At 66.6% G+C, this 22,430-nt stretch carries 20 protein-coding genes; 15 read left to right on the top strand and 5 right to left on the bottom strand.

Translation table 11 applies throughout. The annotated features are described in order from the left end of the window. The first annotated feature begins 59 nt into the window (after positions 1 to 59). The 6 genes from glyS to ABIC76_RS12175 all read left to right on the top strand — a co-directional run bounded on the left by glyS (position 60) and on the right by ABIC76_RS12175 (position 5,818). Complete coding sequence (gene glyS / locus ABIC76_RS12200; RefSeq protein WP_354534110.1) at positions 60 to 2,153, top strand: glycine--tRNA ligase subunit beta; 2,094 nt, start codon at positions 60 to 62, stop codon at positions 2,151 to 2,153. 31 nt (positions 2,154 to 2,184) lie between these two features. After that, on the top strand, positions 2,185 to 2,763 hold the full coding sequence (gene gmhB / locus ABIC76_RS12195; RefSeq protein WP_102064533.1) for a D-glycero-beta-D-manno-heptose 1,7-bisphosphate 7-phosphatase: 579 nt from the start codon (positions 2,185 to 2,187) through the stop codon (positions 2,761 to 2,763). A gap of 11 nt (positions 2,764 to 2,774) precedes the next feature. Continuing rightward, entirely contained in the window at positions 2,775 to 3,527 is a 753-nt protein-coding gene (locus ABIC76_RS12190) for a lysophospholipid acyltransferase family protein (protein ID WP_354534109.1), read from the top strand. Continuing rightward, entirely contained in the window at positions 3,524 to 4,402 is an 879-nt protein-coding gene (locus ABIC76_RS12185; protein WP_027678184.1) for a M48 family metallopeptidase, read from the top strand. The genes ABIC76_RS12190 and ABIC76_RS12185 overlap by 4 nt, the downstream gene beginning before the upstream one ends. A gap of 119 nt (positions 4,403 to 4,521) precedes the next feature. Next, positions 4,522 to 4,929 carry a lactoylglutathione lyase gene (gloA, locus tag ABIC76_RS12180; protein WP_027678185.1) on the top strand — a complete coding sequence of 136 codons (408 nt, stop codon included), beginning with the start codon at positions 4,522 to 4,524 and terminating at the stop codon, positions 4,927 to 4,929. Further along, positions 4,913 to 5,818, top strand: coding sequence for a DMT family transporter (locus ABIC76_RS12175; RefSeq protein ID WP_354534108.1), 906 nt, complete (start codon positions 4,913 to 4,915; stop codon positions 5,816 to 5,818). Before gloA ends, ABIC76_RS12175 begins: the two co-directional genes overlap by 17 nt. Here ABIC76_RS12175 and rsmA read toward each other — a convergent pair. From rsmA to ABIC76_RS12155, 4 genes are all read right to left on the bottom strand, one after another. Continuing rightward, entirely contained in the window at positions 5,805 to 6,650 is an 846-nt protein-coding gene (gene rsmA, locus ABIC76_RS12170; RefSeq protein WP_102064530.1) for a 16S rRNA (adenine(1518)-N(6)/adenine(1519)-N(6))-dimethyltransferase RsmA, read from the bottom strand. The genes ABIC76_RS12175 and rsmA overlap by 14 nt on opposite strands. Positions 6,651 to 6,681: 31 nt before the next feature. Beyond that, positions 6,682 to 7,698, bottom strand: a complete 1,017-nt coding sequence (gene pdxA / locus ABIC76_RS12165; protein WP_354534107.1) for a 4-hydroxythreonine-4-phosphate dehydrogenase PdxA — start codon at positions 7,696 to 7,698, stop codon at positions 6,682 to 6,684. 88 nt (positions 7,699 to 7,786) lie between these two features. Continuing rightward, positions 7,787 to 9,289 (bottom strand): peptidylprolyl isomerase, encoded by a 1,503-nt coding sequence (locus tag ABIC76_RS12160; RefSeq protein ID WP_354534106.1) that lies wholly within the window; start codon positions 9,287 to 9,289, stop codon positions 7,787 to 7,789. Then, a complete protein-coding gene (locus ABIC76_RS12155) occupies positions 9,282 to 11,711 on the bottom strand; it encodes an LPS-assembly protein LptD (RefSeq protein WP_354534105.1) in 2,430 nt (809 codons plus the stop codon). The genes ABIC76_RS12160 and ABIC76_RS12155 overlap by 8 nt, the downstream gene beginning before the upstream one ends. A 176-nt stretch (positions 11,712 to 11,887) precedes the next feature. On the opposite strand from ABIC76_RS12155, the gene ABIC76_RS12150 reads away from it, so the two are divergent. The 4 genes from ABIC76_RS12150 to murU are packed head-to-tail and all read left to right on the top strand — an operon-like array spanning position 11,888 to position 14,710. Further along, on the top strand, positions 11,888 to 12,949 hold the full coding sequence (locus ABIC76_RS12150; protein WP_354534104.1) for an aminoglycoside phosphotransferase family protein: 1,062 nt from the start codon (positions 11,888 to 11,890) through the stop codon (positions 12,947 to 12,949). Beyond that, positions 12,949 to 13,677, top strand: coding sequence for an AzlC family ABC transporter permease (locus ABIC76_RS12145; RefSeq protein ID WP_354534103.1), 729 nt, complete (start codon positions 12,949 to 12,951; stop codon positions 13,675 to 13,677). The genes ABIC76_RS12150 and ABIC76_RS12145 overlap by 1 nt, the downstream gene beginning before the upstream one ends. Then, entirely contained in the window at positions 13,674 to 14,000 is a 327-nt protein-coding gene (locus ABIC76_RS12140) for an AzlD domain-containing protein (RefSeq protein ID WP_147217315.1), read from the top strand. The genes ABIC76_RS12145 and ABIC76_RS12140 overlap by 4 nt, the downstream gene beginning before the upstream one ends. A gap of 17 nt (positions 14,001 to 14,017) precedes the next feature. Then, positions 14,018 to 14,710 carry an N-acetylmuramate alpha-1-phosphate uridylyltransferase MurU gene (murU, locus tag ABIC76_RS12135; RefSeq protein ID WP_354534218.1) on the top strand — a complete coding sequence of 231 codons (693 nt, stop codon included), beginning with the start codon at positions 14,018 to 14,020 and terminating at the stop codon, positions 14,708 to 14,710. Positions 14,711 to 14,714: 4 nt separating this feature from the next. Here the strand turns inward: murU and ABIC76_RS12130 are convergent, their stop codons facing one another. Further along, positions 14,715 to 16,772, bottom strand: coding sequence for a putative bifunctional diguanylate cyclase/phosphodiesterase (locus ABIC76_RS12130; protein ID WP_354534102.1), 2,058 nt, complete (start codon positions 16,770 to 16,772; stop codon positions 14,715 to 14,717). Between the two features lie 225 nt (positions 16,773 to 16,997). On the opposite strand from ABIC76_RS12130, the gene ABIC76_RS12125 reads away from it, so the two are divergent. The 5 genes from ABIC76_RS12125 (at position 16,998) to ABIC76_RS12105 (ending at position 22,398) form a co-directional block, all read left to right on the top strand. Further along, positions 16,998 to 18,386 (top strand): aminopeptidase P N-terminal domain-containing protein, encoded by a 1,389-nt coding sequence (locus tag ABIC76_RS12125; protein WP_354534101.1) that lies wholly within the window; start codon positions 16,998 to 17,000, stop codon positions 18,384 to 18,386. Continuing rightward, positions 18,383 to 19,618 (top strand): UbiH/UbiF/VisC/COQ6 family ubiquinone biosynthesis hydroxylase, encoded by a 1,236-nt coding sequence (locus ABIC76_RS12120; RefSeq protein WP_354534100.1) that lies wholly within the window; start codon positions 18,383 to 18,385, stop codon positions 19,616 to 19,618. Before ABIC76_RS12125 ends, ABIC76_RS12120 begins: the two co-directional genes overlap by 4 nt. Before the next feature lie 3 nt (positions 19,619 to 19,621). Next, a complete protein-coding gene (locus ABIC76_RS12115; protein WP_354534099.1) occupies positions 19,622 to 20,905 on the top strand; it encodes an NAD(P)/FAD-dependent oxidoreductase in 1,284 nt (427 codons plus the stop codon). A 195-nt stretch (positions 20,906 to 21,100) separates the two neighbouring features. Beyond that, positions 21,101 to 22,168 carry a tRNA dihydrouridine synthase DusB gene (gene dusB, locus ABIC76_RS12110; RefSeq protein WP_027678199.1) on the top strand — a complete coding sequence of 356 codons (1,068 nt, stop codon included), beginning with the start codon at positions 21,101 to 21,103 and terminating at the stop codon, positions 22,166 to 22,168. Beyond that, a complete protein-coding gene (locus ABIC76_RS12105) occupies positions 22,165 to 22,398 on the top strand; it encodes a Fis family transcriptional regulator (RefSeq protein WP_004635563.1) in 234 nt (77 codons plus the stop codon). Before dusB ends, ABIC76_RS12105 begins: the two co-directional genes overlap by 4 nt. Positions 22,399 to 22,430: the final 32 nt, after the last annotated feature.

Here is a 22,430-nt window from a genome sequence, read left to right as displayed (position 1 = left end):
GCCGCACCTGATCTGAATACCGCGCGGCGCAGAACAACGACGTCACCGATTCAAACGCTATGTCCACCCTCCTGATCGAACTGCTGACCGAAGAACTGCCGCCCAAGGCGCTGGCCCGCCTGGGCGAGGCGTTTGCGCGCGGCCTGTTTGACGGTCTGTCGGCGCAAGGCCTGCTCGAAGAGGGCGCCGCCGTGGAAGGCTTCGCCACGCCGCGCCGCCTGGCCGCATCGATCACCGGCGTACGCCGCACCGCGCCCGATCGCGAATTGCGCGAGAAGGTGCTGCCCGTGACCATCGCCTTCGATGCCGAGGGCAAGCCCGCCGCGCCGCTCGTCAAGAAGCTGGCCGCGCTGGCCAAGACCGTGGGCGTGGACACCATCGCCCCCGAATCGCTCGAACGCGCACCCGACGGCAAGGCCGAAGCGCTGTTCTATCGCTATACCGCGCGCGGCGCCGTGCTGGCCGACGGCCTGCAGACTGCACTGACGCAGACCATCGCCAATCTCCCGATTCCGAAGGTGATGACGTATCAGCGCCCGAACGGCGATAACGTGCAGTTCGTACGCCCGGCGCACAAGCTGATCGCGCTGCTCGACAGCGAAGTCATACCCGTCAGCGCATTCGGCCTGCAAGCGGGCAACGTGACGCTGGGCCACCGTTTCCTGTCGGCCGGCGAAATCGTCATCCAAGACGCTACGTCGTATGCCAGCACGCTGGAATCGCAGGGCAAGGTCATCGCGGGCTACGGCAAGCGCAAGGAAGCCATCCGCGCCGAGCTGCTGAAGACGGCCGGCGCCGATACGGTGGTCATGCCCGAAGCGCTGCTCGACGAGGTGAACGCGCTGGTGGAGTGGCCCGTCGTCTACCCCTGCCATTTCGAGGAAGCGTTCCTCGCCGTGCCGCAGGAGTGCCTGATCCTGACCATGCAGACGAACCAGAAGTACTTCGCGCTGACCGATGCACAGGGCCATCTGCGCAACCGCTTCCTGATCGTCTCGAACATCGCCACGAGCACGCCCGAGGCCATCATTCAAGGCAATGAGCGCGTGGTGCGTCCGCGCCTGGCCGACGCCCGCTTCTTCTTCGAGCAGGACAAGAAGAAGCCGCTGGCCGACCGCGTGCCGCTGCTCTCGCGCGTGGTGTATCACAACAAGATCGGCACGCAGCTTGAGCGTGTGTCGCGCCTGCAGGCCATCGCGGGCCAGCTGGCCGAGAAGCTCGGCGCGGATGTTGCCCACGCCTCGCGCGGCGCGCTGCTCGCCAAGGCCGATCTGCTGACCGACATGGTGGGCGAGTTCCCCGAGCTGCAAGGCACGATGGGCACGTACTACGCCCGCCACGACGGCGAACCCGACGACGTGGCGCTGGCCTGCTCCGAACACTACCAACCGCGCTTTGCCGGCGACGCGCTGCCCAGCACCGCCACCGGTACCGTGGTGGCGCTGGCCGACAAGCTGGAAACGCTGGTCGGTATCTGGGGCATCGGTCTGCAACCTACGGGCGAGAAAGATCCGTTCGCGCTGCGCCGCCACGCGTTGGGCATCCTGCGCATGCTGATCGAGAAGCCGCTCGCGCTCACGATTGACGATGCGCTGCAGATTGCCGCTGCCAGCTTCGATGGCATCGCCGCCGTCAAGCCGGACCTGGCTGCCATCACGGACTTCCTCTACGACCGCCTGCGCGGCTACCTGAAGGACAAGGGCTACAGCACCAACGAGGTGGAAGCCGTCGTCAGCCAGCGCCCGCAGCGCCTGGACGACATCGTCGCGCGCCTCGACGCCGTGCGTGCCTTCGCGGCCCTGCCGCAGGCCGAAGCGCTGGCTGCCGCCAACAAGCGCATCACCAACATCCTGAAGAAGACGGACGCAGCGATTGGCGCAGTGCAGCCGCAACTGCTCAAGGAAGACGCCGAGCGCGCGCTGCATCAGGCCGTGGCGTCGTCGGAGCCGCAGGTGCACGATGCCTTCGCACGGGGCGATTTCACCACCGCGCTGAAGACGCTGGCCAGCCTGCGCGAAGCGGTCGATACCTTCTTCGACGGCGTGATGGTGATGGCCGACGATACCGCGCTGCGCGACAACCGCCTGGCGCTGCTGGCTGAACTGCACGGACTGATGAACCGCGTGGCGGACATCTCCAAGCTGGCCGCTTGATCGGCACCCCAAGCACCGTTCGGAGCCCACCATGCCCCATGTTCCCAAACTGGTGATTCTCGACCGCGATGGCGTCATCAACCACGACAGCGATCAGTTCATCAAGTCGCCTGACGAGTGGATCGCCCTCGACGGCAGCCTGGAAGCCATTGCCGAGCTGAACCAGGCCGGCTACCAGGTGGTGGTGGCCACCAACCAGTCGGGGATCGGACGCGGTCTGTTCGAGGCTGCCGCGCTCAACGCCATGCACGAGAAGATGTACAAGGCGCTTGCCACCTACGGCGGACGCGTCGATGCCGTCTTCTTCTGCCCGCACACCGCCGCCGATGCCTGCGACTGCCGCAAACCCAAGTCCGGCATGCTGCGCGAGATCGCCCGCCGCTTCGACGTGGACCTCACCGGCGTGCCGGTCGTGGGAGACTCGCTGCGCGACTTGCAGGCCGGTGTGGAAGTCGGTGCCGTGCCGCACCTCGTATTGACCGGCAAGGGCGCCAAGACCCGCGATGCCGGCAACCTGCCCCCGGGCACCCAGATTCACGAGGACCTGCGTGCGTTCGCGCGTGCGCTGCTGTCCCCCGTGCCCCAGGGCACGCCCACGCGCGCCCCTTGAATTCGCCCCCAATGGCTTTTATCCGTTCGCTGCTGTACCTGGTTTTCCTGATCGTCTGGACGCCGATCTACGCGGTGGCCTGCTTCATCGTGTTTCCGTTCATGAATCCGGCCCGCCGGTTCTGGATGGTGTCGGGCTGGACCAAATCCGCCATCTGGATGGCGCGCTGGCTGCTGGGCATCCGCTGGCAATACCAGGGCTGGGAACACATCGAAGACGCCGTCGCGACCAACAAGCGCGTGGTGCTGCTCTCCAAGCATCAGTCGGCATGGGAAACCATGGCCTTTGTGGCGACCATGCCTAGGCCGCTGTGCTACGTGTTCAAGCGCGAGCTGCTGTATGTGCCCTTCTTCGGCTGGGCGCTGGGCATGCTGAAAATGGTGCACATCAACCGCAAGGACGGCGCCAACGCATTTGCCTCGGTCGCCCGCCAGGGCAAGGAACGCCTGGCTGAAGGCGCCTGGGTGATCATGTTTCCCGAAGGCACCCGCACGCGTTCGGGCGACCCGAAGCCGCGCTACAAGAGCGGCGGTGCGCGGTTCGCCGTGGACACCGGCGCATGGGTCATCCCCATCGCCCACAACTCCGGCCGCGTGTGGCCGCGTAACTCGTTCCTGAAGCATCCGGGCCTGATCACGCTGTCGGTCGGTCCGGCCATCTCGACGGCCGGCAAGACCAGCGACGAACTCAATCGCGAAGTCGAAGCGTGGATCGAAGCAGAAATGCGTAGAATCGACGCCGATAGCTACCGCGAGCACGCATGAAACTGCTGCGCCCACCGACTTCGCCCACCACCGCCGACAGCGTCCAGCTCGAGCTGCCGCTGCTCGCGCCCGAAGCCGCGTCGCCATCGCAGCCGCCTGACGCGTCCCTCCTCGCCCCGCCCGCACTCGATTTTTCCACCGCACCGCTCGGCCCCAACCAGCGCCGGCTGACGTTGGGCGAGCGCGCGCTGATCTATAACCTCAAGCGTTCGTCGCGGCGCACCATCGGCTTTGTCATCGATGACCGCGGCTTGTCGATCACGGCTCCGCGCTGGGTGACGCTCGCCGAGATCGAACACGCCATCGCCGAAAAGCAGAAGTGGATCTTCGCCAAGCTGGCCGAGTGGCGCACGAGCGCCGCACGCCGCATGCTGCCGCCGATGGAGTGGCAGGACGGCGCCGCGCTGCCGTTCCTCGGCAAGACGATCACGCTCAAGCTGGAATCGCCCATCGGCGCATTGATGTTCGATGCTGACACCAGCGTGCTCCACCTGGGCCTGCCGCCCACCACCACGGAGCAGCAGATCAAGGACCGCGTGCAAGGCTGGCTGCAGACGCAGGCTCGACGCCTTTTCGGCGAGCGCCTTGAGGTGTATGCCGAGCGCCTGGGCGTGCGGCATAGCGCGTATGCGCTGTCCTCCGCCGCCACGCGCTGGGGAAGCTGCACCGCCGACGGCAAGATCCGCCTGAACTGGCGCCTCGTGCATTTCCCGCTGAGCTTGATCGACTACGTGGTTGCGCACGAGCTGGCGCATCTCAAGGAGATGAACCACAGCCCGCGCTTCTGGGACACGGTGGAGTCGATCTTTCCCGAGTTTCGCGAGGCGCGCGAGCAGTTGCGCTCGCATCCGCCGGAATACTTGCCGGCGTTCTGATTCGCCCCGCCGACGCCGCTGCGACGGATGCGTCGGCGGCAGAACATGCCTGCCCTGCAGGCTCCGCCACACCCCCCTACAATATTGCCTTCCCGCAGTTCTCCAGGAAGGAAACCCCCATGCGAATGCTCCACACCATGCTGCGCGTTGGCGACTTGCAGCGCTCGATCGACTTCTACACGAACGTGCTGGGCATGCAGTTGCTGCGCACCAGCGACAACCCCGAATACAAGTACTCGCTGGCATTCGTCGGCTACGGCCCGGAAGCCGGCAACACGGTCATCGAACTGACCTACAACTACGGCGTGAGCGAGTACGAACTCGGCACGGCATTCGGGCACCTGGCCATCGAGGTCGACAATGCCGCGCAGGCTTGCGACCAGATCCGCAACGCCGGCGGCAAGGTCACGCGTGAGGCTGGCCCGGTCAAGGGCGGCAGCACCATCATCGCGTTTGTGGAAGATCCGGACGGCTACAAGATCGAGCTGATCCAGGCACGCTCGATGCCCGATGGCAACCGCCACTGACGCGGTCCGGCGGCCGCTGGACGGCACCGCCATCGGGCTGATGGTGGTGCTGTGCATGTGCTGGGGCTTTCAGCAGGTCGCCATCAAGGTGGCCGCCCATGACGTGGGCCCCGTCATGCAGGCCGGTGTGCGCTCGGCCATCGCGTCGGTCCTGGTGTTCGCGTTTGCGCTCTGGCGCGGCACGTGTCTCTCCTTGCGCGACGGCACGCTGACTGGTGGCCTGATGGCCGGCGTGCTGTTCGGCGTCGAGTTCCTGTGCATCTTCATCGGGCTGGGCTACACGACCGCCTCGCGCATGGCGGTGTTTCTCTACACCGCGCCGATCTTCACCGCGCTCGGCCTGCACTTCTTTGTGCCCGGCGAGCACCTGCGGCCGCGCCAGTGGGCCGGAATCGGCATTGCATTTGCGGGGATCGTGCTGGCATTCGCCGACGGCGTCCTGCACCCGGCGGCCGGGCCGTCGACGTCATTGGGCGACGCGCTGGGCGTGGTGGCCGGCGCGCTGTGGGGCGCGACGACCATCGTCGTGCGGGCAAGCAAGCTTTCCGAAGCACCGGCGGCGAAGACGTTGCTGTACCAACTGGCCGTCTCGGCCGTGCTGCTGCTGTTGATGGCCGCCGGCACTGGCCAGGCCTTTACCGCGAACCTCACACCGACCGCGCTGGCCAGCCTCGCTTACCAGTCCGTGCTGATTGCATTTGCCAGTTACCTGACGTGGTTCTGGCTGCTGCGCCGTTACCTGGCGTCGCGGTTGTCCGTGTTCTCGTTCCTGACGCCGCTGTTTGGCGTGGCGTTTGGCGTGCTGCTGTTGCACGAGCCGGTGGGCCTGCGGTTTGCGCTGGCGGCAACGCTCGTGCTGTCGGGCATCCTGCTCGTCAATCTTCGCTGAGGTCGGAAACGCTGCCGGCGATGCGGCTGGCCGGCAGCGCGTTCGCCACGGCCACGAAGTCTTCCACCGGCACTTCTTCTGCGCGGCGGCCCAGGTCAAAGCCAAGCGCCTCGAAATCAATCACATCGCGCAGTGCGCCGAGGGTGTTGCGCAGCACCTTGCGCCGCTGCGAAAACGCCATCGTCACCACCGTGCCCAGCGCGCGCATGTCGACCGGCGCATACGGCGACTTATCAGCCGGCCACGGAATCATCCGCACCACCGCCGAATCCACCTTGGGCGGCGGGTTGAACGAGCCCGGCGGCACATCCAGCACCAGCTCCATGTAATAGCGCACCTGCAGCATCACCGAGAGCCGGCTGAATGCCTTGCTGCCCGGCGCGGCCACCATGCGGTCGACCACTTCTTTCTGGAGCATGAAATGCTGATCGCGCACGCGGTCGGCAAACGTGGCCAGATGGAACAGCAGCGGGCTCGAGATGTTGTACGGCAGGTTGCCCACGATGCGCAGCGGCCGATCCGCCTCCAGCAGCGAACCGAAATCGAACGCCAGCGCATCGCCTGCATGCACGATCAGCCGATCGCCGAAACGCTTCTGCAAGCGTGCGACAAGGTCACGATCCAGCTCGACCACCTGCAACGTGCGCACGCGCTCCATCAGCGGCACCGTGAGCGCGCCCAGACCCGGGCCGATCTCGACGAGCACATCGTCGGGCTTGGGGTCGATGGCGGAAACGATGGCGTGGATCACGCCGTCATCGACCAGGAAGTTCTGGCCGAAGCGCTTGCGGGCCTGGTGCCCTTGGTGAACGCCCGTCGTGGATCGTGCCATTGCGAACTCGAAATCGAAAAGGTGAAGAAACTCAGGAACGCGCCGTGTGCCGCGCCATGGCGATGGCGGTATCGATCGCCTCGATCATGCTGCCGAACTCGGCGCGGCCCGTGCCCGCCAGGTCCAGCGCCGTACCGTGATCCACCGACGTGCGCACGAACGGCAAGCCCAGCGTGATGTTCACGCCATGGCCGAACGTGCCGTACTTGAGCGGCGCCAAACCCTGGTCGTGGTACATCGCCAGCACGCAGTCGGCATCGGCCAACAGGCGCGACTGGAACAGCGTATCGGCCGGATACGGACCGCGTGCATCGATCCCACGCGTGCGCGCACGCGCGATGGCAGGCTCGATCACTTCGATCTCTTCGCGGCCGAGGTGGCCGGATTCGCCCGCATGCGGATTCAAACCGGTCACGAGAATACGCGGTGCCTTCAGCCCAAAGCGTGCGCGCAAATCACGCTGCACGATGTCGAGCGTCTCGTCGAGCACCGTGGGCGTGATGGCGTCCGGCACCTCGCGCAGCGGCAAATGCGTCGTCGCCAGCGCCACGCGCAGCATGGCGTTGTCGTGCGCCGGTTGAGGGCCAGCCAGCATCATGACCACGCGCGGCGTGTGGCTGCGCTCGGCCAGATACTCGGTGTGGCCGGTAAACGGCACCCCGGCGTCGTTGATCGTGCTCTTCTGCACCGGCGCCGTGACCATCGCGTCGTAACGGATGCCGTCTGCCGTGCCGATCAGGCACCCGTCGATGGCCGCGTCGAGCAGGTCCAGCACATAGCGGCCGTTGGCGGCATCAAGCACGCCGGCGCGCACAGGCGCACCCAGCGGGCGTGCCACGACAGTCAGCGCCGTAGAGACAACGCGCCAGAAATCGCCCTGCCCGATCGCATCAGCGCGCGCCTGCAGCAATGCCGCATCGCCCATCACATGCCACTGCACATCGGCGTAACGCGGCGACGCCTGGCGCGCCAGATGCAGCAGCGCAGCCACGGTGATGTCGGGGCCGATACCGGCAGGTTCGCCGGTGGTGATGGCAATGTTCAGCATGCAGCGCTTTCCTGCGATGGTTTTCGAGGCGATCTAGAAACGCCACGGCCGCCCGCAGGCGGCCGTGAGCGATGCGGATGTCCGTAGCTTACTGCTGACGGTTCACGCGGTATTCCACGTGTGCCGAATCGCGCAGCTCACGCAGCCAGTCTTCATAGGCGGCCTGGACCTTCTGCTCGCGAATCACCGAGCGTGCGTAGTCGCGCTGGCGGTCGCCGGACACCTCGGCTTCGCGGCGGCCTTCCACCTGGATCAGGTGCACACCGAACTGGCTCTGCACCGGCTGCGACACATCGCCCAGCTTGAGCTGGTTCATCGCCTGCTCGAATTCCGGCACCAGTTGGCCCGGCGATACCCAGCCCAGCTCGCCACCCGCACCGGCCGAGCCGTCTTGCGAATACCGGCGTGCCGCATCGCCAAAGTCGTAGCCGTGAACGATGCGATCACGCAGGCCCGTCAACTGGCGGCGCGCGTCGTCAGCAGACATCGTCGGACCGGTCTTGATCAGGATGTGACGCACTTGCGTCTGCTGCACCTTGGCGGCAATCGCGGTGCCCGGTGCGCGCTTCTCCAGCAGCTTGATCACGTGATAACCGGCCGGGCTTTCCACCACTTGGCTCGCCACTTGGCCGGCCTTCATGTCGACCACGGCGTTGGCAAACACCGCCGGCAGGCGACCGATCGGACGCAGCCCAAGCTCGCCGCCTTGCGATGCATCCTGCGCGCCCGAATTGTCACGCGCCAGCTTGGCGAAATCGGCGCCGCCCTGCGCTTGCTTGAGGAGGCTTTCGGCCTTGCTGCGCGCTGCGGCCTTCTCGGCGTCCGAGGCACCTTCGGCCACCGGCACGAGAATCTGCGCGACGTTGTATTGCTGCTCGCCGGCCGGAGCCGCGCCGCCGCCCTGCTGCGCCAGATAGTTGTCGATCTCGCCGTCGTAGACCTGCACCTTGGAGTCGACCTCGCGCTCACGCAGGCGCGCCAGGAGGATTTCCTGACGCAGGTCGTCGCGGTACTTGTCGTACGTCATGCCGGCGTCCTTCAGCTTGCTCTTGAGCTGCGGCACCGACAGGTTGTTGCGCTGGGCCACGCTTTCCACCGCGCGGTCCACATCGGCGTCGGACACGCGGATGCCGCTCTCCTTGGCGGTCTGCGCCTGCACGCGCTCCAGGATCAGCTGCTCTAGCACTTCACCGAGCAGATCCGCACGCGGCGGCAGCGGACGGTTCTGCGCACGGAACGTGCGTTCGACCAGGTCCGCGCGATTGAGCAGTTCGCGGCGTGTGATGACGTCGGTGTTGACCACGGCCACCACCTCGTCGACGAGTTGGCTACGCGGTGCACCCGGCGCCGTCGGCTCCGGCAGCGTGCCCTGCAGCAACGGCTGGCTCGGCGACGAACCCGGGTTGGCGAAGATGCCGCGCACCGGTGCGGTCTTCTTTGCCGATGGCGCCTGCTGCGCGTGGACGGCGGTCGACAGCGTGGTCCCTGCCAGCAGCGCAACCAGCACGCCGGTGGCAACCCGCAAGCGGCCCAGAGGAGCCACACGCGTGGCGAAAGCGGTCGATTGGAAAGCCATGATGTCGTTATTCATATTGATCCAGCACGGACGGCGTGATCGGCTGCGCGGTCACCGGCTGATAGCCGGGCACGTTCAGACGAATCACGTCGATCGGATTGTTCCCCACCTTCGACAAACCCTTGAATTCGATCTGGGCAAAGATATGCGTCGTATAGCCCGAAACCGCATTGCTGTAGCGCTGCACCGCCAGTCGACCGACCCAGCAGTCCGCCACATATTCGAGGCCAAGCAGCATATCCGACGGCTTGCGCGCATCCAGGTCGTAACCAATGCGACCCAGGCCGTAGAGACGGCGCGTAATCGGCCACTGCGTGGAGATATCGGCCTGTTCCAGCGGCAGCTGACCGGTATTGGCATCTTGCCGGTAATAGCGGTAGCCGAGGTTGATCACCTTGTTGGCTTCGGGCTTCCAGCTGAACGCGACCGTCGAGCGCATGATGCGGTCGATGTCCTGATTGTACTGAAGGTTCGTATCGAAAAAGATGCCGCGGAACATCTGGATCGTGGTCGCGCCCAGAAGGTCCGAATAGCGGCGCACCGACGTCGGCGCCGCACCCGCCAGCGTCACGCGCTGGCCGTCGAGATCGATGCGCTGGGCGATCGTGGCACGCAGGCGCTCGATGCCCGATTCGGCCTCGATGAAACGCGTGGTCACACCTGCCGTCACCTTGTTGTTGTCGGCAATGCGGTCGTAACCGGTGTACGGGTTCTCGGTAAAGATCTGGCCGAGGTTGTAATCGGACTGACCGGTATCGAACAGCGGAATCTGCGACTGGTCGCGATACGGCGTGTACACGTAGAACACGCGCGGCTCCAGCGTCTGGATGTAGCTCACGCCGAACAATTTGGAGACCAGCGGCGCATCGCGCTCGAAGGTCATGCCTGAATCGAGCGAGAACGTCGGAAGCGTGCGATTGATCTGCGTGTCCTGCGTATCGCCCGCTGGGCGGTCCAGGCGGTATGCGGTGGTGTTCAGGATGAACTTCGGCGTGACGTACCAGCCGGGGCGGACGATCGGGTAGCTGATCGTCGGCTGCATGAACAGGCGCTCGCCTTGCACGGTATTGGCCGTCGGGATCGAGAATCGCGTGTAGTCGGTCAGGAAATTGACGTCAAAGCCACCAACGTCGTACCGGTTATACGTCAGGCTCAACTGCGGCAAACGCTCGTAGGGCGCTGCCAGGGGCGTAGTGGCGGTCGACAGCGTCTGGAACTTCTGCACGCGCGCCAGCGCAACCCAGTCGCCGATCGAGTATGTGACGCCGCCTTCCTGCGTGTACTGCCGCTGCGTCGCCGTGACGATGCTGCGGCCGAGGTCATCCGGGTAGGTGTTATCGGAGACCTTGTTGTAGTTGATGTAGCCGGTCAGGCCCGGCGCCAGGCGCTGTGTGTGTACTGCCGAAATCGACCAGCGGTTGCGGCCCGCCTCACGATCATCGGGCAGGAATTCGCCACGCAAAACGCCGCTGTACGACGTATCGAGATAGCGGTATTCGGCGCCGAGCTGCAAGCCGCGCTGGCTCAGCAGACGCGGATACAACGTCAGATCGCGGTTCGGTGCGATGTTGAAGTAGTACGGCAGCGTGACGTCCGCCCCGCTGCGGCTGTTATAGCCGAACACCGGCGCAAGGAAACCGCTGCGCCGATCGTCATTGAGCGGAAAATCCATGACCGGCGCGGCAAACACCGGCACGCCGAAGAAGTGCAGCACGCCGTTGCGGCCGGTGCCGACCTGGCGGTCGCTGTCGATGTCGATGCGGCTCGCGCTGAAGTACCAGTCGACGTTGTCGGGCGAGCACGTGGTGTACGTGCCGCGCGTGATGCGGCTGTTGTCCTTGTCGATGAAATCGATGCGCTCCGCGGTGCCATGGCCACCGGTCGAGTGGAACTCGTACGTGGGCGTGCTGATGGTGCCTTCGTTGGCGGTGACCTTCAGCTTGGCGTCCGGGCCGGTGACGAGCGTGCCGCCCTTGAACAGACGCACGTTGCCGGTGGCGGTGGCAACGTCGGTGTCCTGGTTGTAATCGAGCGTGTCGCCCTTCAGTACCGAGCCGTTGCGGCGCAGTTCGCCATTACCGCGCAGGTGGATGTCTTCGTTGGTGCGGCCGTCCATCTTATCGGCCGCGGTAAATGTAGGGACGGTATTGTCCGGGCGCTGGACGGGCTCGGCCATCTTGGGCACTAGCGGGCTGCCGCCGGGCGTGGTCGGGCCGGACGTCGCCAGCGCCGTCACCGACGAGGCCGGGGTGACAGCGGGCGCCGTCGCTTGTGCGGTGCCCGCGCTCTGCGCCGCGGACGTCGCCGTCCAGACACCGGCCACCGCAAATACCAGCGGGCGCAATGCCAGCGTGCCACGCCGGTTGGCGGGCCGCTGATCGGGCGCGGCAACAGCAGCGCGCTGCCGGTTTTTCCTGGCTCGGTTCGGTTCGGTCATGCAGATCGGGAACAGGGCCGCGCGCGCAACGGCACGCACAGGCACAAAATCAGTCAGTACTGCGGTCAATCCCGCCGCCGGACGCGGCCTGGACAAGGCCGGCGCTCGCTCGCGGCGAAACTCGGTCGGGTATTATACGGGGCTTCCTTCCAGCCTCATTCCAGCATTCTCTCAGCATGGCTTCGACCCCTGGCGCCGCAGCAGGCGCAACCGACGCACGCCTTGGCCAATTGCGCGACTGGCTCGGCACATTGCCCGCCGCCCACGGCCTGCGCATCGATACGCTGCAACCTGCCTCGGCCGATGCCAGCTTCCGCCGCTATTTCCGCCTCGACAGCTCCAACGGCACGCTGATCGTCATGGACGCCCCGCCGCCGCAGGAGGACTGCCGCCCGTTCGTCCATGTGGCTGGCCTGCTCAACGGTGCTGGCGTGCGTGCGCCGCAGGTGCTGGAGCAGGATCTCGCGCAGGGCTTCCTGCTGCTGACCGATCTGGGCCCGCAAACGTATCTGCAATCGCTGCGCGAGCGCAATTTCGACCTCGCCTACGCCAATACGCTGTTCCGCCCGGCCATCCATACCCTGGTGCGCTGGCAGTCGGCATCGCGCGAAGGCGAACTGCCACCGTATGACGAAGCGCTGTTGCGCCGCGAGCTGTCGCTGTTTCCCGACTGGTATGTCGACCGCCACCTGCAACGCCCGTTGGACGCCACGCAGCGCGAATCGCTCGACAAGGTGTTCAAGCTGCTGGTCGACAGCGCCTTGGCCCAGCCGCGCGTGTACGTCCACCGTGACTACATGCCGCGCAACCTGATGATCAATGCGGCCGACCCGTCGCAGCCGGGTGTGCTGGACTTCCAGGACGCCGTCTACGGGCCGATCACCTACGACGCCGCCTCGCTGCTGCGCGACGCCTTCCTGTCGTGGGACGAAGAGCAGGAGTTGGATTGGGCGGTGCGCTACTGGGAAGCCGCGCGCGCCGCCAAGCTGCCCGTCGATGAAGACTTCGGCGAGTTCTACCGCGCGCTCGAATGGATGGGCGCGCAACGCCATCTGAAGGTGGCCGGCATCTTCGCGCGCCTGTGTTACCGCGACAGCAAGACCGGCTACGTGGAAGACACCCCGCGCTTCATCGCCTACCTGCGCCGTGTGTGCAGCCGCTACAACGCGCTGGCGCCGCTGGCCCGTCTGCTCGATCAACTCGAAGATCGCGCACAGCAGATCGGCTACACGTTCTGATGGCCTCCCCCCGCGCCGTTGAGTTTCGCGCAGGCATGCTGGCGCTCGCGCCCATGCTGCTGGGCGTGGTGCCGTTCGGCATGATCTACGGCGTGCTCGCCACGTCGGCCGGCATGCCCGCGTGGCTTGCCGTGGCGATGAGCGCGATCGTTTTCGGTGGCGCCTCGCAGATGATCCTCGTGCAGTTGTGGGCCGGCGGCGCGCCCGCGCTGGTGATTGCGGCGACGGTCTCGATGGTGAATCTGCGGCACGCGCTGTATTCGGCCAGCATTGCGCCCGCGCTCGCACACCTGCCGCGCCGCTGGAAATGGCTGATCGCCTATCTGCTGACCGACGAGGCCTTCGCCGCCATGAACCGCCGCGTTGTCACCGCGCAGCCCGGCAGCGCGGAAGCCGCCTACCGCCATTGGTATTTCCTCGGCGCTGGCGTGGCGCTGTGGTCCAGCTGGCAGGCATCGACGATCGTCGGCGTGGTGCTGGGCGCGCAGGTGCCGACCTCGTGGCCGCTTGATTTCTTCCTGCCGCTGACGTTCATCGCCATCGTGGTGCCGGCGCTGCGCACGCGCGCCCAACTCGCTGCAGCCCTGACCGGCGCCGCGCTGGCCGTGGCCTGGACGGGCTGGCCGCACAAGCTCGGGCTGATGAGCGCGGCGTGCGTGGGCATTGCCGTCGGTGCGCTGGTTGAGCGCTTGCTTGCCCGACCGTCCGACAAGGGGGCTGCAGCATGAAAGCCCTGATCCTCTTCGGCGTGCTGCTGATTGCCGGCGCGGCGACCTACCTGATCCGCCTATCGTTCATCGCGCTGGAAGGGCGCATGAACCTGCCGATGTGGTTCCGCAACGCCCTGCCCTACGTGCCGGCCGCGATGCTGACCGCGCTCATTGCGCCCGACCTGCTGATGCGCGACGGCGCGCTCGCGGTGTCGGTCGACAACCCGCGCCTGCTTGCCGGCATCGTCGCCATCGTCATCGCACGGGTGACGAAGAGCGCGATGTGGACCATCGTCGGCGGCATGGCTGTGCTGCTGATTCTCATGAAGGTGATGGCTTGAATTCGACCACGCGCGCCATGATTTTCGCGGCGGGCCGCGGCGACCGCATGCGCCCGCTGACCGACCACACGCCCAAGCCGCTGCTCACCGTGGGCGGCAAACCGCTGATCGTCTGGCAGATCGAGCGCCTGGCTGCGGCCGGCGTGCGCGACATCGTCATCAACCATGCATGGCTGGGCGCGCAGATCGAAACCGCGCTCGGCGACGGCAGTGCGTGGGGCGTGCGCCTCGCGTATTCGCCGGAAGGGCAGGCGCTGGAAACGGCAGGCGGCGTCGCGCAGGCCATGCCGCTGCTGCATGCCGGTGGCGGCCACAGCGTATTCATCGCCGTCAGCGGCGATGTGTTCTGCGATTACGACTACGCCGTGCTGCGCGACCGGGCGCCCGCCATGGCTGCGCAGGCGACACCGAGCATGCACCTCGTGATGGTGCCGAACCCGCCGTACCACCTGCGCGGCGATTTCGCGCTGGATAACGAAGGCGTGCTCCATGCCGACGGCGCCGAGCGCCTCACGTTCGGCAACATCGGCTTGTACGACACGCGCCTGTTTGCCGGCATCACGCCCGGCACACGGCTGGCGATGACGCCGCTGTACCACCAAGCCATCGCCGAAGGCCGCGCTACGGGCGAGCGCTTCGACGGCCGCTGGGAAAACGTCGGCACGCCAGCGCAGCTGGCCGCACTCGACGCCGAAGTCGCGTCACGCTGAGCGCTTACGCCATCGCGGCGCTCAGCGATTCCGCCGTCATCGGGCGGCCCAGCAGGTAGCCCTGCAGCGAGTGACAGCCGAGCCGCGTCAGAAACGCCTGCTGCTCGGCCGTCTCCACACCTTCTGCAACGATGCGCAGGTTCAGCGTCTGACCCAGCGCCACGATGGCCGAGACGATGGCCGCGTCTTCCGTGTCGTGCGCCAGGTCGCGCACGAAACCGCGATCAATCTTCAGCTCGCTGGCAGGCAAACGCTTGAGATACAGCAGGCTCGAATAACCGGTGCCGAAATCGTCGATTGAAATCCGCACGCCCATCGCGTCGAGTTGCTGCAGGATCTGCAGGCTGGCATCGACGTCGCGCATGGCGGTCGATTCCGTGATCTCCAGCGTCAGGCTGCGCGGGTCCAGCGCGTGGCGCGCGAGCGTATCGCGCACGGTGTCGATGAGCGCGGCGTGGCTGAACTGCAGCGCGGAGAGATTCACGGCGACGGTCCAGCCGGCGTGCCCCTCGCGGTGCCATTGCGCCATCTGGCGGCAGGCTTCGTCCAGCACCCAGGCGCCGAGCGGCACGATGAGGCCGGTCTTTTCGGCCAGCGGGATGAATTCATCGGCGGGCACCAAGCCGCGTTGCGGATGCTGCCAGCGCACCAGCGCTTCGACGCCCATGATCGGCCCGTTGGGCGCGTTGAATTTCGGCTGGTAATGCAGCACGAGTTCGTGCCGCTCGACCGCGCGGCGCAAGTCCTGCACGAGCTGCAACTGCTGATGCACGTTGGCGTTCATCGAGGGCTCGAAGAAGCTGTAGGCATTCCGGCCCAGGCCCTTCGCGTGGTACATCGCCGCATCGGCATTGGTCAGCAGATCGTGCTGGTTGCCGCCGTCGCCGGGGTAGACCGCGATGCCGATGCTGGTCGAGACGCGCAACTCGTGACCGCCGGCCATGAACGGCTCGCGCACGACTTCCAGCAGCGCGTCGGCCAGGGTGCCGGCATCTTCCGGATCGTCCACATAGGCAAGCACGACGAATTCGTCGCCGCCGACACGCGCCACGGTGTCCTGCTGCCGCACCCGCGCGCCGATGCGCTGCGCGACATCGATCAGCAGCAGATCGCCTACGTGGTGGCCATAGACATCGTTGACGGCCTTGAAGCCATCGAGGTCCATGAACATGAGCGCGAAGCGGCGCTTCTCGCGGTCAGCCGTGCGGATGGCCTGCGCCAGGCGGTCTTCGAGCAGCACGCGGTTCGAAAGCTTGGTGAGGTTGTCGTGCAGCGCAAGGTAGGCCAGCTCCTTGTTGGCCGCGGCCAGCGAGTTGGCCAGCAAGGCGGTGCGGGCTTCCATGCGCAGGTCGAGCACCGAGATGATGAGCGCGATAGCCAGCACCGCCAGCGTGACGATGATGATGACCAGCGCCAGCCATTCGGCACTCGCGCCGGTGTGCGCAGCGCCACACACGCTGCCAAATGGAAACGCCGCTGCGGCCATCCCCGTGTAGTGCATGCCGACGATGGCCACGCCCATCACCACCGCCGAACCGGCACGCAACGCACGAACGCGTCGCGACTGCCGCCGCAGGCGAAACGCGATCCACAACGCCACGCCGGAGGCCAGCACGGCAATCAGGATCGACAGCGCAAACTTGGCGGGGTCGTATTGAATGCCCGGGTTCATGCGCAAAGCCGCCATGCCGGTGTAGTGCATACCCGCCACGCCCGCGCCCATCAGAAGGGCGCCGCCCACCAGGCGCGGCCAAGGCAATTCGCGCCGGCTGACGAGCCACAACGCAAACATCGACGCCCCGATGCCAATGGCGAGCGACGTCAACGTGATCCCGACGTCATATCCAACCGGGATCGGCAGGCTCAGCGCCAGCATGCCGACAAAGTGCATCGACCAGATGCCGAGCCCCATGGCCGAGGCGCCGCCGATGAGCCACCACAAGGCTGCGCGGCCTTGTGCGGTAACGACACGTCCTGCCATATCCAGCGCCGTATAGGACGCTAGGATGGCCACGAACAGGGAAAGCAGGACGAGAAGAGGGTTGTAACTGGTGGCGAGCATCGGTTCTCCTGGGCAGGCCGATCCAATGCGGCCAATCCACTGCAGGCGGAGGTCGCAACCGGGATGCAAACAGCTCCGTATTAACGGCGGCGGCCGCCCGAGACTTTAGGAGAGGCCGTTGACACCGCACAAGTCTCCTTTCGGGTGTGGCCATGCCCCTCCCCGAATCCCTGTCAGGCGCGGCGTTACAATCGACGCATCCTTTCTGCTGCTGGAAAACACGCCATGTCCGCCACCGAACTCGCTTTCCTCCAGACCTATCGCCAGCGCCGCGAGCGCGTCGCGCAGTGGCTGCGCACGGCATCGGGCGGTAGTGGCGGGGTCGCCATCGTGCCGACCGCACCCGAAGCGATGCGCAACCGCGACAGCGACTACCCCTACCGGCACGACAGCTACTTCTATTACCTGACCGGCTTTACCGAGCCCGAAGCAGTGCTGGCCATCGTGGTACCCGCGGGCAACGCGCCGGCGCGCAGCGTGCTGTTCTGCCGCCCCAAGCATGAAGAGCGCGAAATCTGGGACGGCTTCCGCTTCGGCCCGGAAGCCGCGAAGGACGCCTTCGGGCTGGACGAGGGGCACTCCGTGGAAGACATCGACGCGACGCTGCCCAAGCTGCTCGCCAACGCCGGTGCCGTGGCGTATCCGCTGGCCGAGAGCAGCGCGTTCGACCGCCGCATGCGCCGCTGGCTCGATGCGGTGCGCATGCAAGGCCGCGCGGGCGTGTCGTCGCCCCACCAGGCGTTGGACGTGCGCGCCATCCTTGACGAGATGCGGCTGTTCAAGGACCCGAGCGAACTCGACATCATGCGTCGCGCCGGCCGCATCTCCGCGGGGGCGCACGTGCGCGCCATGCAGGCCTCGCGTGCCGGCTTGCGTGAATACCATCTCGAAGCCGAACTGCTGTACGAATTCCGCCGCCATGGCGCGCAAAGCGTCGCCTACAACTCCATCGTCGCCACAGGCCCGAATGCGTGCGTGCTGCACTACCGCGCCGGCAACGCCGAACTGCGCGATGGCGATCTCTGCCTGATCGATGCCGGCTGCGAACTGGACGGCTACGCGTCGGACATCACGCGCACGTTCCCCGTGAACGGCCGCTTCACGGGCCCGCAACGCGAGCTGTATGAGCTTGTGGTTGCGGCGCAGGAAGCCGCCCTTGCCGAAACGCGCCCGGGCGTGCCGTACAACGTGCCGCACGATGCCGCCACGCGCGTGCTGGCGCAAGGCATGCTCGACACCGGCCTGCTTGACGCCAACAAGGTCGGCACGCTCGACGACGTGATCGCCGGCGGCCAATACCGTCAGTTCTACATGCACCGGACCGGCCACTGGCTCGGCATGGACGTGCACGACGTGGGCGAATACCGCACGCCCGGCACCGCCGCACCGGCCGAAGGGGAACGCCCGTGGCGCCCGCTGGAAGCCGGCATGGTGCTGACCGTCGAACCCGGCATCTACGTGCGCCCCGCGCCCGGCGTGCCGGAACAGTATTGGCACATCGGCATCCGCATCGAAGACGACGCCATCGTCACGCCGGAAGGCTGCGAGATCATCACGCGCGACGTGCCCGTGGCCCCGGACGAAATCGAACTGGTGATGCGGAGCCAGGCATGACCGACAGCATCACAGCGAACAGCGGCGCGCCGGATTTCGACGTCGCCATCGTCGGCGCGGGGCCTGTCGGGCTGGCGCTGGCGAACTGGCTGCTGCGCGACACCGACTGGCGCATCGCCCTGTTCGATGCGCGCGATAGCGAAGCCGCCGCGCGCGACCCGCGCGCGCTGGCCCTGTCGCACGGCTCGCGCGTGCTGCTGCAGGAGATTGGCGGCTGGCCCACGCGCGCCACGCCCATCACGCACATCCACGTCTCGCAGCGCGGCCACTTCGGGCAGGCGCATATCCGCCGCGAAGACTACGACGTCCCCGCGCTCGGCCACGTCGTGCAATACGGCGACCTGAGCGCCGCGCTCAACGCCGCACTCGCCACGCTGATGGTGCGCTACCCGAACCGCCTCACCCGCTACGACCACACGCCCGTGGAGCGCGTCGAACAACTGCCGCGCGCCGACGGTACGGTCGCCCCGGCACGGGTGCGCGCGCTACGCGAGGGTCGCCATCCGCTGGCCATCGAAACCGAAGTCGTCATCCAGGCCGAAGGCGGGTTGTTCGACGATGCCCGCAAGCAGCAACGCAGCATCGCCCAGGCGCGCCGGCGCGATTACGGCCAGACCGCCATCGTCGCGCACGTGCGCTGCAGCGCCCCGCTGGACGGCTGGGCATGGGAGCGCTTCACGCCCGAAGGCCCGCTCGCCTTGCTGCCGCAGGATGACGCGCAAGGTCCTGGCTATGCGCTCGTCTGGTGCTGTGCGCCCCCCGAAGCGCGCCGACGCGCGGCGTTGCCAGATGACGCGTTCCTCGCCGAACTGGGCGCTGCCTTTGGCGAGCGCATGGGCCGCTTCACGCACGCCAGCCCGCGCCACACGTTCGCGCTCGGGCTGCACGCACAGCGCATTCCGGTCGACCGCCGCGTCGCGGCCATCGGCAATGCCGCACAGACGATCCACCCCGTGGCGGGCCAGGGCTTCAACCTCGGTCTGCGCGATGCGTTCGAAATGGCCCGTGCGCTTCGGGATGGGGCAACGGCGGCGGCCCTCGCCCGTTTCGCCCGCGAACGCGCGTTTGACCGCGCCGTCACCATCGGCCTGACCGATTTGCTGCCACGTGCGTTTGCCGTGCCCGGCCGGCCGTTTGGCCACCTGCGCGGCGCCGCGCTCACGCTGCTGGAATGCCTGCCGCCGCTCAAGCACGGGCTGGCCCGACAGATGATGTTCGGGCAGCGAGGCTAACGGATGGCGCTTGCCGAAGTCAGCGCTGCAGGCGATCGCCAGCAGATCACCGTGGTGGGTGCCGGCATTGTCGGCACGGCCTGTGCGCTGCAGTTGCAGCGGGAGGGCCACCAGGTCACGCTGCTCGATCGGGCCGGCATTGGCGAAGGCTGCTCGTTCGGCAACGCCGGCTGCCTGAGCGTGGCGTCGGTCGTGCCGATGGCGCTGCCGGGCATGCTGAAGCAGGTGCCCAAATGGTTGGCCGATCCGATGGGCCCGCTGACGGTGCGCTGGCCCTATCTGCCGCGCGCGCTCCCGTGGCTGCTGCAATGGGTGCTTGCGGGCAACGAGGCGCAGGCCCGTGCGACGGCGCAACCGCTGGCGAGTCTCTTCAGCGCGACCTTTCCCGGTTATCGCAACCTGCTCGACGCCGCGCAATATGACGACCTGATCCGCCAGACGGGCCACCTGTATGTGTGGCGCACGCTGGCGCGTTCGTCGGGCGACGTGCTGGCGCAGTCCATTCGCGATGCGACGGGCGTGCGCTCGCAAGCCCTGAGCGCCGGCGAAGCGCGCGAACTGGAGCCCGCACTGGCCGCCGACATCCAATCCGGTTTGCTGCTGCCCGACAACGGCTTCACGATAAACCCGGAACGGCTCGTCAAAACGCTGGCAGCCAACTTCATGGCCGCGGGCGGCACCTTCCTGCGCCGCAAGGTGCTGGACGTGGAGTTCGGCCGCAGCGACTACGGCGGCCCGACGCGGCTGCACACCGATTGCGGCACGCTCCCGGTGTCGAAACTGGTGCTGTGCGCGGGCGCGTGGTCGATGCGGCTGGGCGCGAAACTCACCAGCATCCGCATTCCGCTCGACACCGAACGCGGGTATCACGCCACGCTGCGCGCCCCTACCGTGCAGCCCTCCCGGCCGATCATGGATTGCGAGCGCAAGTTCATCGCCACGCCCATGGAAGGCGGCTTGCGCATTGCCGGCACCGTGGAGATCGGCGGGTTGGACGCGCCGCCCGACTACCGCCGCGCCCGCGTCCTCATGCAACAGGGCCAGCAGCTCTTCCCGGGCCTCAGATTCTCGGATGACAGCCAATGGATGGGCCATCGCCCCTCCTTGCCCGACAGCTTGCCCGTCATCGACCGCTCGGAGCGCCACCGCAACGTGTTCTTCGCGTTCGGGCACGGCCATCTGGGCATGACGGGCGCGCCCGGCACCGCTCGACTCGTCGCCGATCTGCTCAGCGAGCGCACGCCTTTCATCGACGCCCGCCCTTACGGCCTGCAACGGTTCCGCTAGCGCCAGCCAGGGCAAGAACCCGGACGCTGACCGCACTGCCGCATAGTTTGTGCACAACATTTAGGCAATCCGGCGGTTTGGCGGTAAAATCCCGTCCTCGCATTTTTCACTCCCGTCGCTCCGCCCGATCGTCATCCGACGCTGGGCGGAAGGGGTGATTTTTCGTTTCTTTCAGCCGCTTCTTCCTCGCCAGCCTTGCAGATCGGACCGCATACCCTTCGCAACAACCTGTTCGTCGCCCCCATGGCGGGTGTGACGGACCGCCCGTTCCGCCAGCTCTGCAAGCGGCTGGGCGCGGGCTATGCGGTGTCCGAGATGGTCGCGTCCAACGCGCAGCTCTGGAAGAGCGAGAAGACCATGCGGCGCGCCAACCACACGGGCGAGGTCGAACCGATCGCCGTGCAGATTGCCGGCGCCGAGCCGATGATGATGGCCGAGGCCGCGCGCTACAACGTCGATCGTGGCGCGCAGATCATCGACATCAACATGGGCTGCCCCGCCAAGAAGGTGTGCAATGTGGCCGCCGGTTCAGCGCTGCTGCAGAACGAGCCGCTGGTCCAGCGCATTGTCGAGGCCGTGGTCGGCGCAGTTGGCGATCGCGTGCCGGTAACGCTGAAAATCCGCACCGGTTGGGACCGCGAACACCGCAACGCATTGAGCGTGGCGCGCATTGCACAGGACGCCGGCATCAGCATGCTGACCGTGCACGGCCGTACGCGCGCCGACCTGTATCACGGTGAAGCGGAATACGACACCATCGCCGCGGTCAAGGCGTCGGTGCGCATTCCGGTGGTGGCCAACGGCGACATCACCACGCCGGCCAAGGCCAAGCACGTGCTGGCCGTGACCGGCGCCGACGCCATCATGATCGGCCGCGCGGCGCAGGGGCGCCCGTGGTTGTTCCGCGAGATTTCCCACTTCCTGCAGACCGGCACGCTGCTGCCCGCGCCGGAAGTGGAAGAGATTCGCGGCATCATGAACGCGCATCTGGAAGAGCACTACGCGTTCTATGGCGAGTACACCGGCGTGCGCACCGCGCGCAAGCACATCGCCTGGTACACGCGCGGGTTGGCGGGGGCCAACCTGTTCCGCCACCGCATGAACACCATCGAGGACACCGCGGCCCAGCTGGCCGCGGTCAATGCGTTCTTCGACGAGCAGCGTGCGCTGTCCGACCGCTTGGTCTACGAAGACCAGGCGACCGGTGGCGACCACCCCACGACGGGCAACAACGACAACAACAAGGAACTGCTTGCCGCATGAGCCGCAACCCGATCGAACGTTGCATCCGCGACAGCCTGGATGCGTATTACCGTGACCTGGACGGCGAGAACCCGTCCAACGTCTACGACATGGTGCTGCAGGCCATTGAACGGCCGCTGCTGGAAACCGTGATGGAATGGGCTTCCAACAACCAGTCGCAGGCGGCCGACTACCTCGGCATCAACCGCAACACGCTGCGCAAGAAGTTGCAGCAGCACGGCCTCATCTGAGGTTGCGGGCCGGCCTTTGAACCGATTTCCTT

Source organism: Ralstonia sp. 1138 (assembly GCF_040544795.1).
In the GTDB taxonomy this organism is placed as follows: domain Bacteria; phylum Pseudomonadota; class Gammaproteobacteria; order Burkholderiales; family Burkholderiaceae; genus Ralstonia; species Ralstonia flatus.
This window is presented reverse-complemented; position numbering and strand designations above follow the sequence as displayed.

Bases quoted from the DNA above. Each gene is read 5' to 3' on its own strand.
- ABIC76_RS12150 (WP_354534104.1), top strand. From the start codon at position 11,888: ATGGCTTCGACCCCTGGCGCCGCAGCAGGCGCAACCGACGCACGCCTT.
- ABIC76_RS12145 (WP_354534103.1), top strand. From the start codon at position 12,949: ATGGCCTCCCCCCGCGCCGTTGAGTTTCGCGCAGGCATGCTGGCGCTC.
- gmhB (WP_102064533.1), top strand. From the start codon at position 2,185: ATGCCCCATGTTCCCAAACTGGTGATTCTCGACCGCGATGGCGTCATC.
- glyS (WP_354534110.1), top strand. From the start codon at position 60: ATGTCCACCCTCCTGATCGAACTGCTGACCGAAGAACTGCCGCCCAAG.
- rsmA (WP_102064530.1), bottom strand. From the start codon at position 6,650: ATGGCACGATCCACGACGGGCGTTCACCAAGGGCACCAGGCCCGCAAG.
- ABIC76_RS12190 (WP_354534109.1), top strand. From the start codon at position 2,775: ATGGCTTTTATCCGTTCGCTGCTGTACCTGGTTTTCCTGATCGTCTGG.
- ABIC76_RS12175 (WP_354534108.1), top strand. From the start codon at position 4,913: ATGGCAACCGCCACTGACGCGGTCCGGCGGCCGCTGGACGGCACCGCC.
- ABIC76_RS12115 (WP_354534099.1), top strand. From the start codon at position 19,622: ATGGCGCTTGCCGAAGTCAGCGCTGCAGGCGATCGCCAGCAGATCACC.
- gloA (WP_027678185.1), top strand. From the start codon at position 4,522: ATGCGAATGCTCCACACCATGCTGCGCGTTGGCGACTTGCAGCGCTCG.
- murU (WP_354534218.1), top strand. From the start codon at position 14,018: ATGATTTTCGCGGCGGGCCGCGGCGACCGCATGCGCCCGCTGACCGAC.
- ABIC76_RS12130 (WP_354534102.1), bottom strand. From the start codon at position 16,772: ATGCTCGCCACCAGTTACAACCCTCTTCTCGTCCTGCTTTCCCTGTTC.
- ABIC76_RS12140 (WP_147217315.1), top strand. From the start codon at position 13,674: ATGAAAGCCCTGATCCTCTTCGGCGTGCTGCTGATTGCCGGCGCGGCG.
- ABIC76_RS12155 (WP_354534105.1), bottom strand. From the start codon at position 11,711: ATGACCGAACCGAACCGAGCCAGGAAAAACCGGCAGCGCGCTGCTGTT.
- ABIC76_RS12105 (WP_004635563.1), top strand. From the start codon at position 22,165: ATGAGCCGCAACCCGATCGAACGTTGCATCCGCGACAGCCTGGATGCG.
- pdxA (WP_354534107.1), bottom strand. From the start codon at position 7,698: ATGCTGAACATTGCCATCACCACCGGCGAACCTGCCGGTATCGGCCCC.
- ABIC76_RS12120 (WP_354534100.1), top strand. From the start codon at position 18,383: ATGACCGACAGCATCACAGCGAACAGCGGCGCGCCGGATTTCGACGTC.
- ABIC76_RS12160 (WP_354534106.1), bottom strand. From the start codon at position 9,289: ATGAATAACGACATCATGGCTTTCCAATCGACCGCTTTCGCCACGCGT.
- ABIC76_RS12125 (WP_354534101.1), top strand. From the start codon at position 16,998: ATGTCCGCCACCGAACTCGCTTTCCTCCAGACCTATCGCCAGCGCCGC.
- ABIC76_RS12185 (WP_027678184.1), top strand. From the start codon at position 3,524: ATGAAACTGCTGCGCCCACCGACTTCGCCCACCACCGCCGACAGCGTC.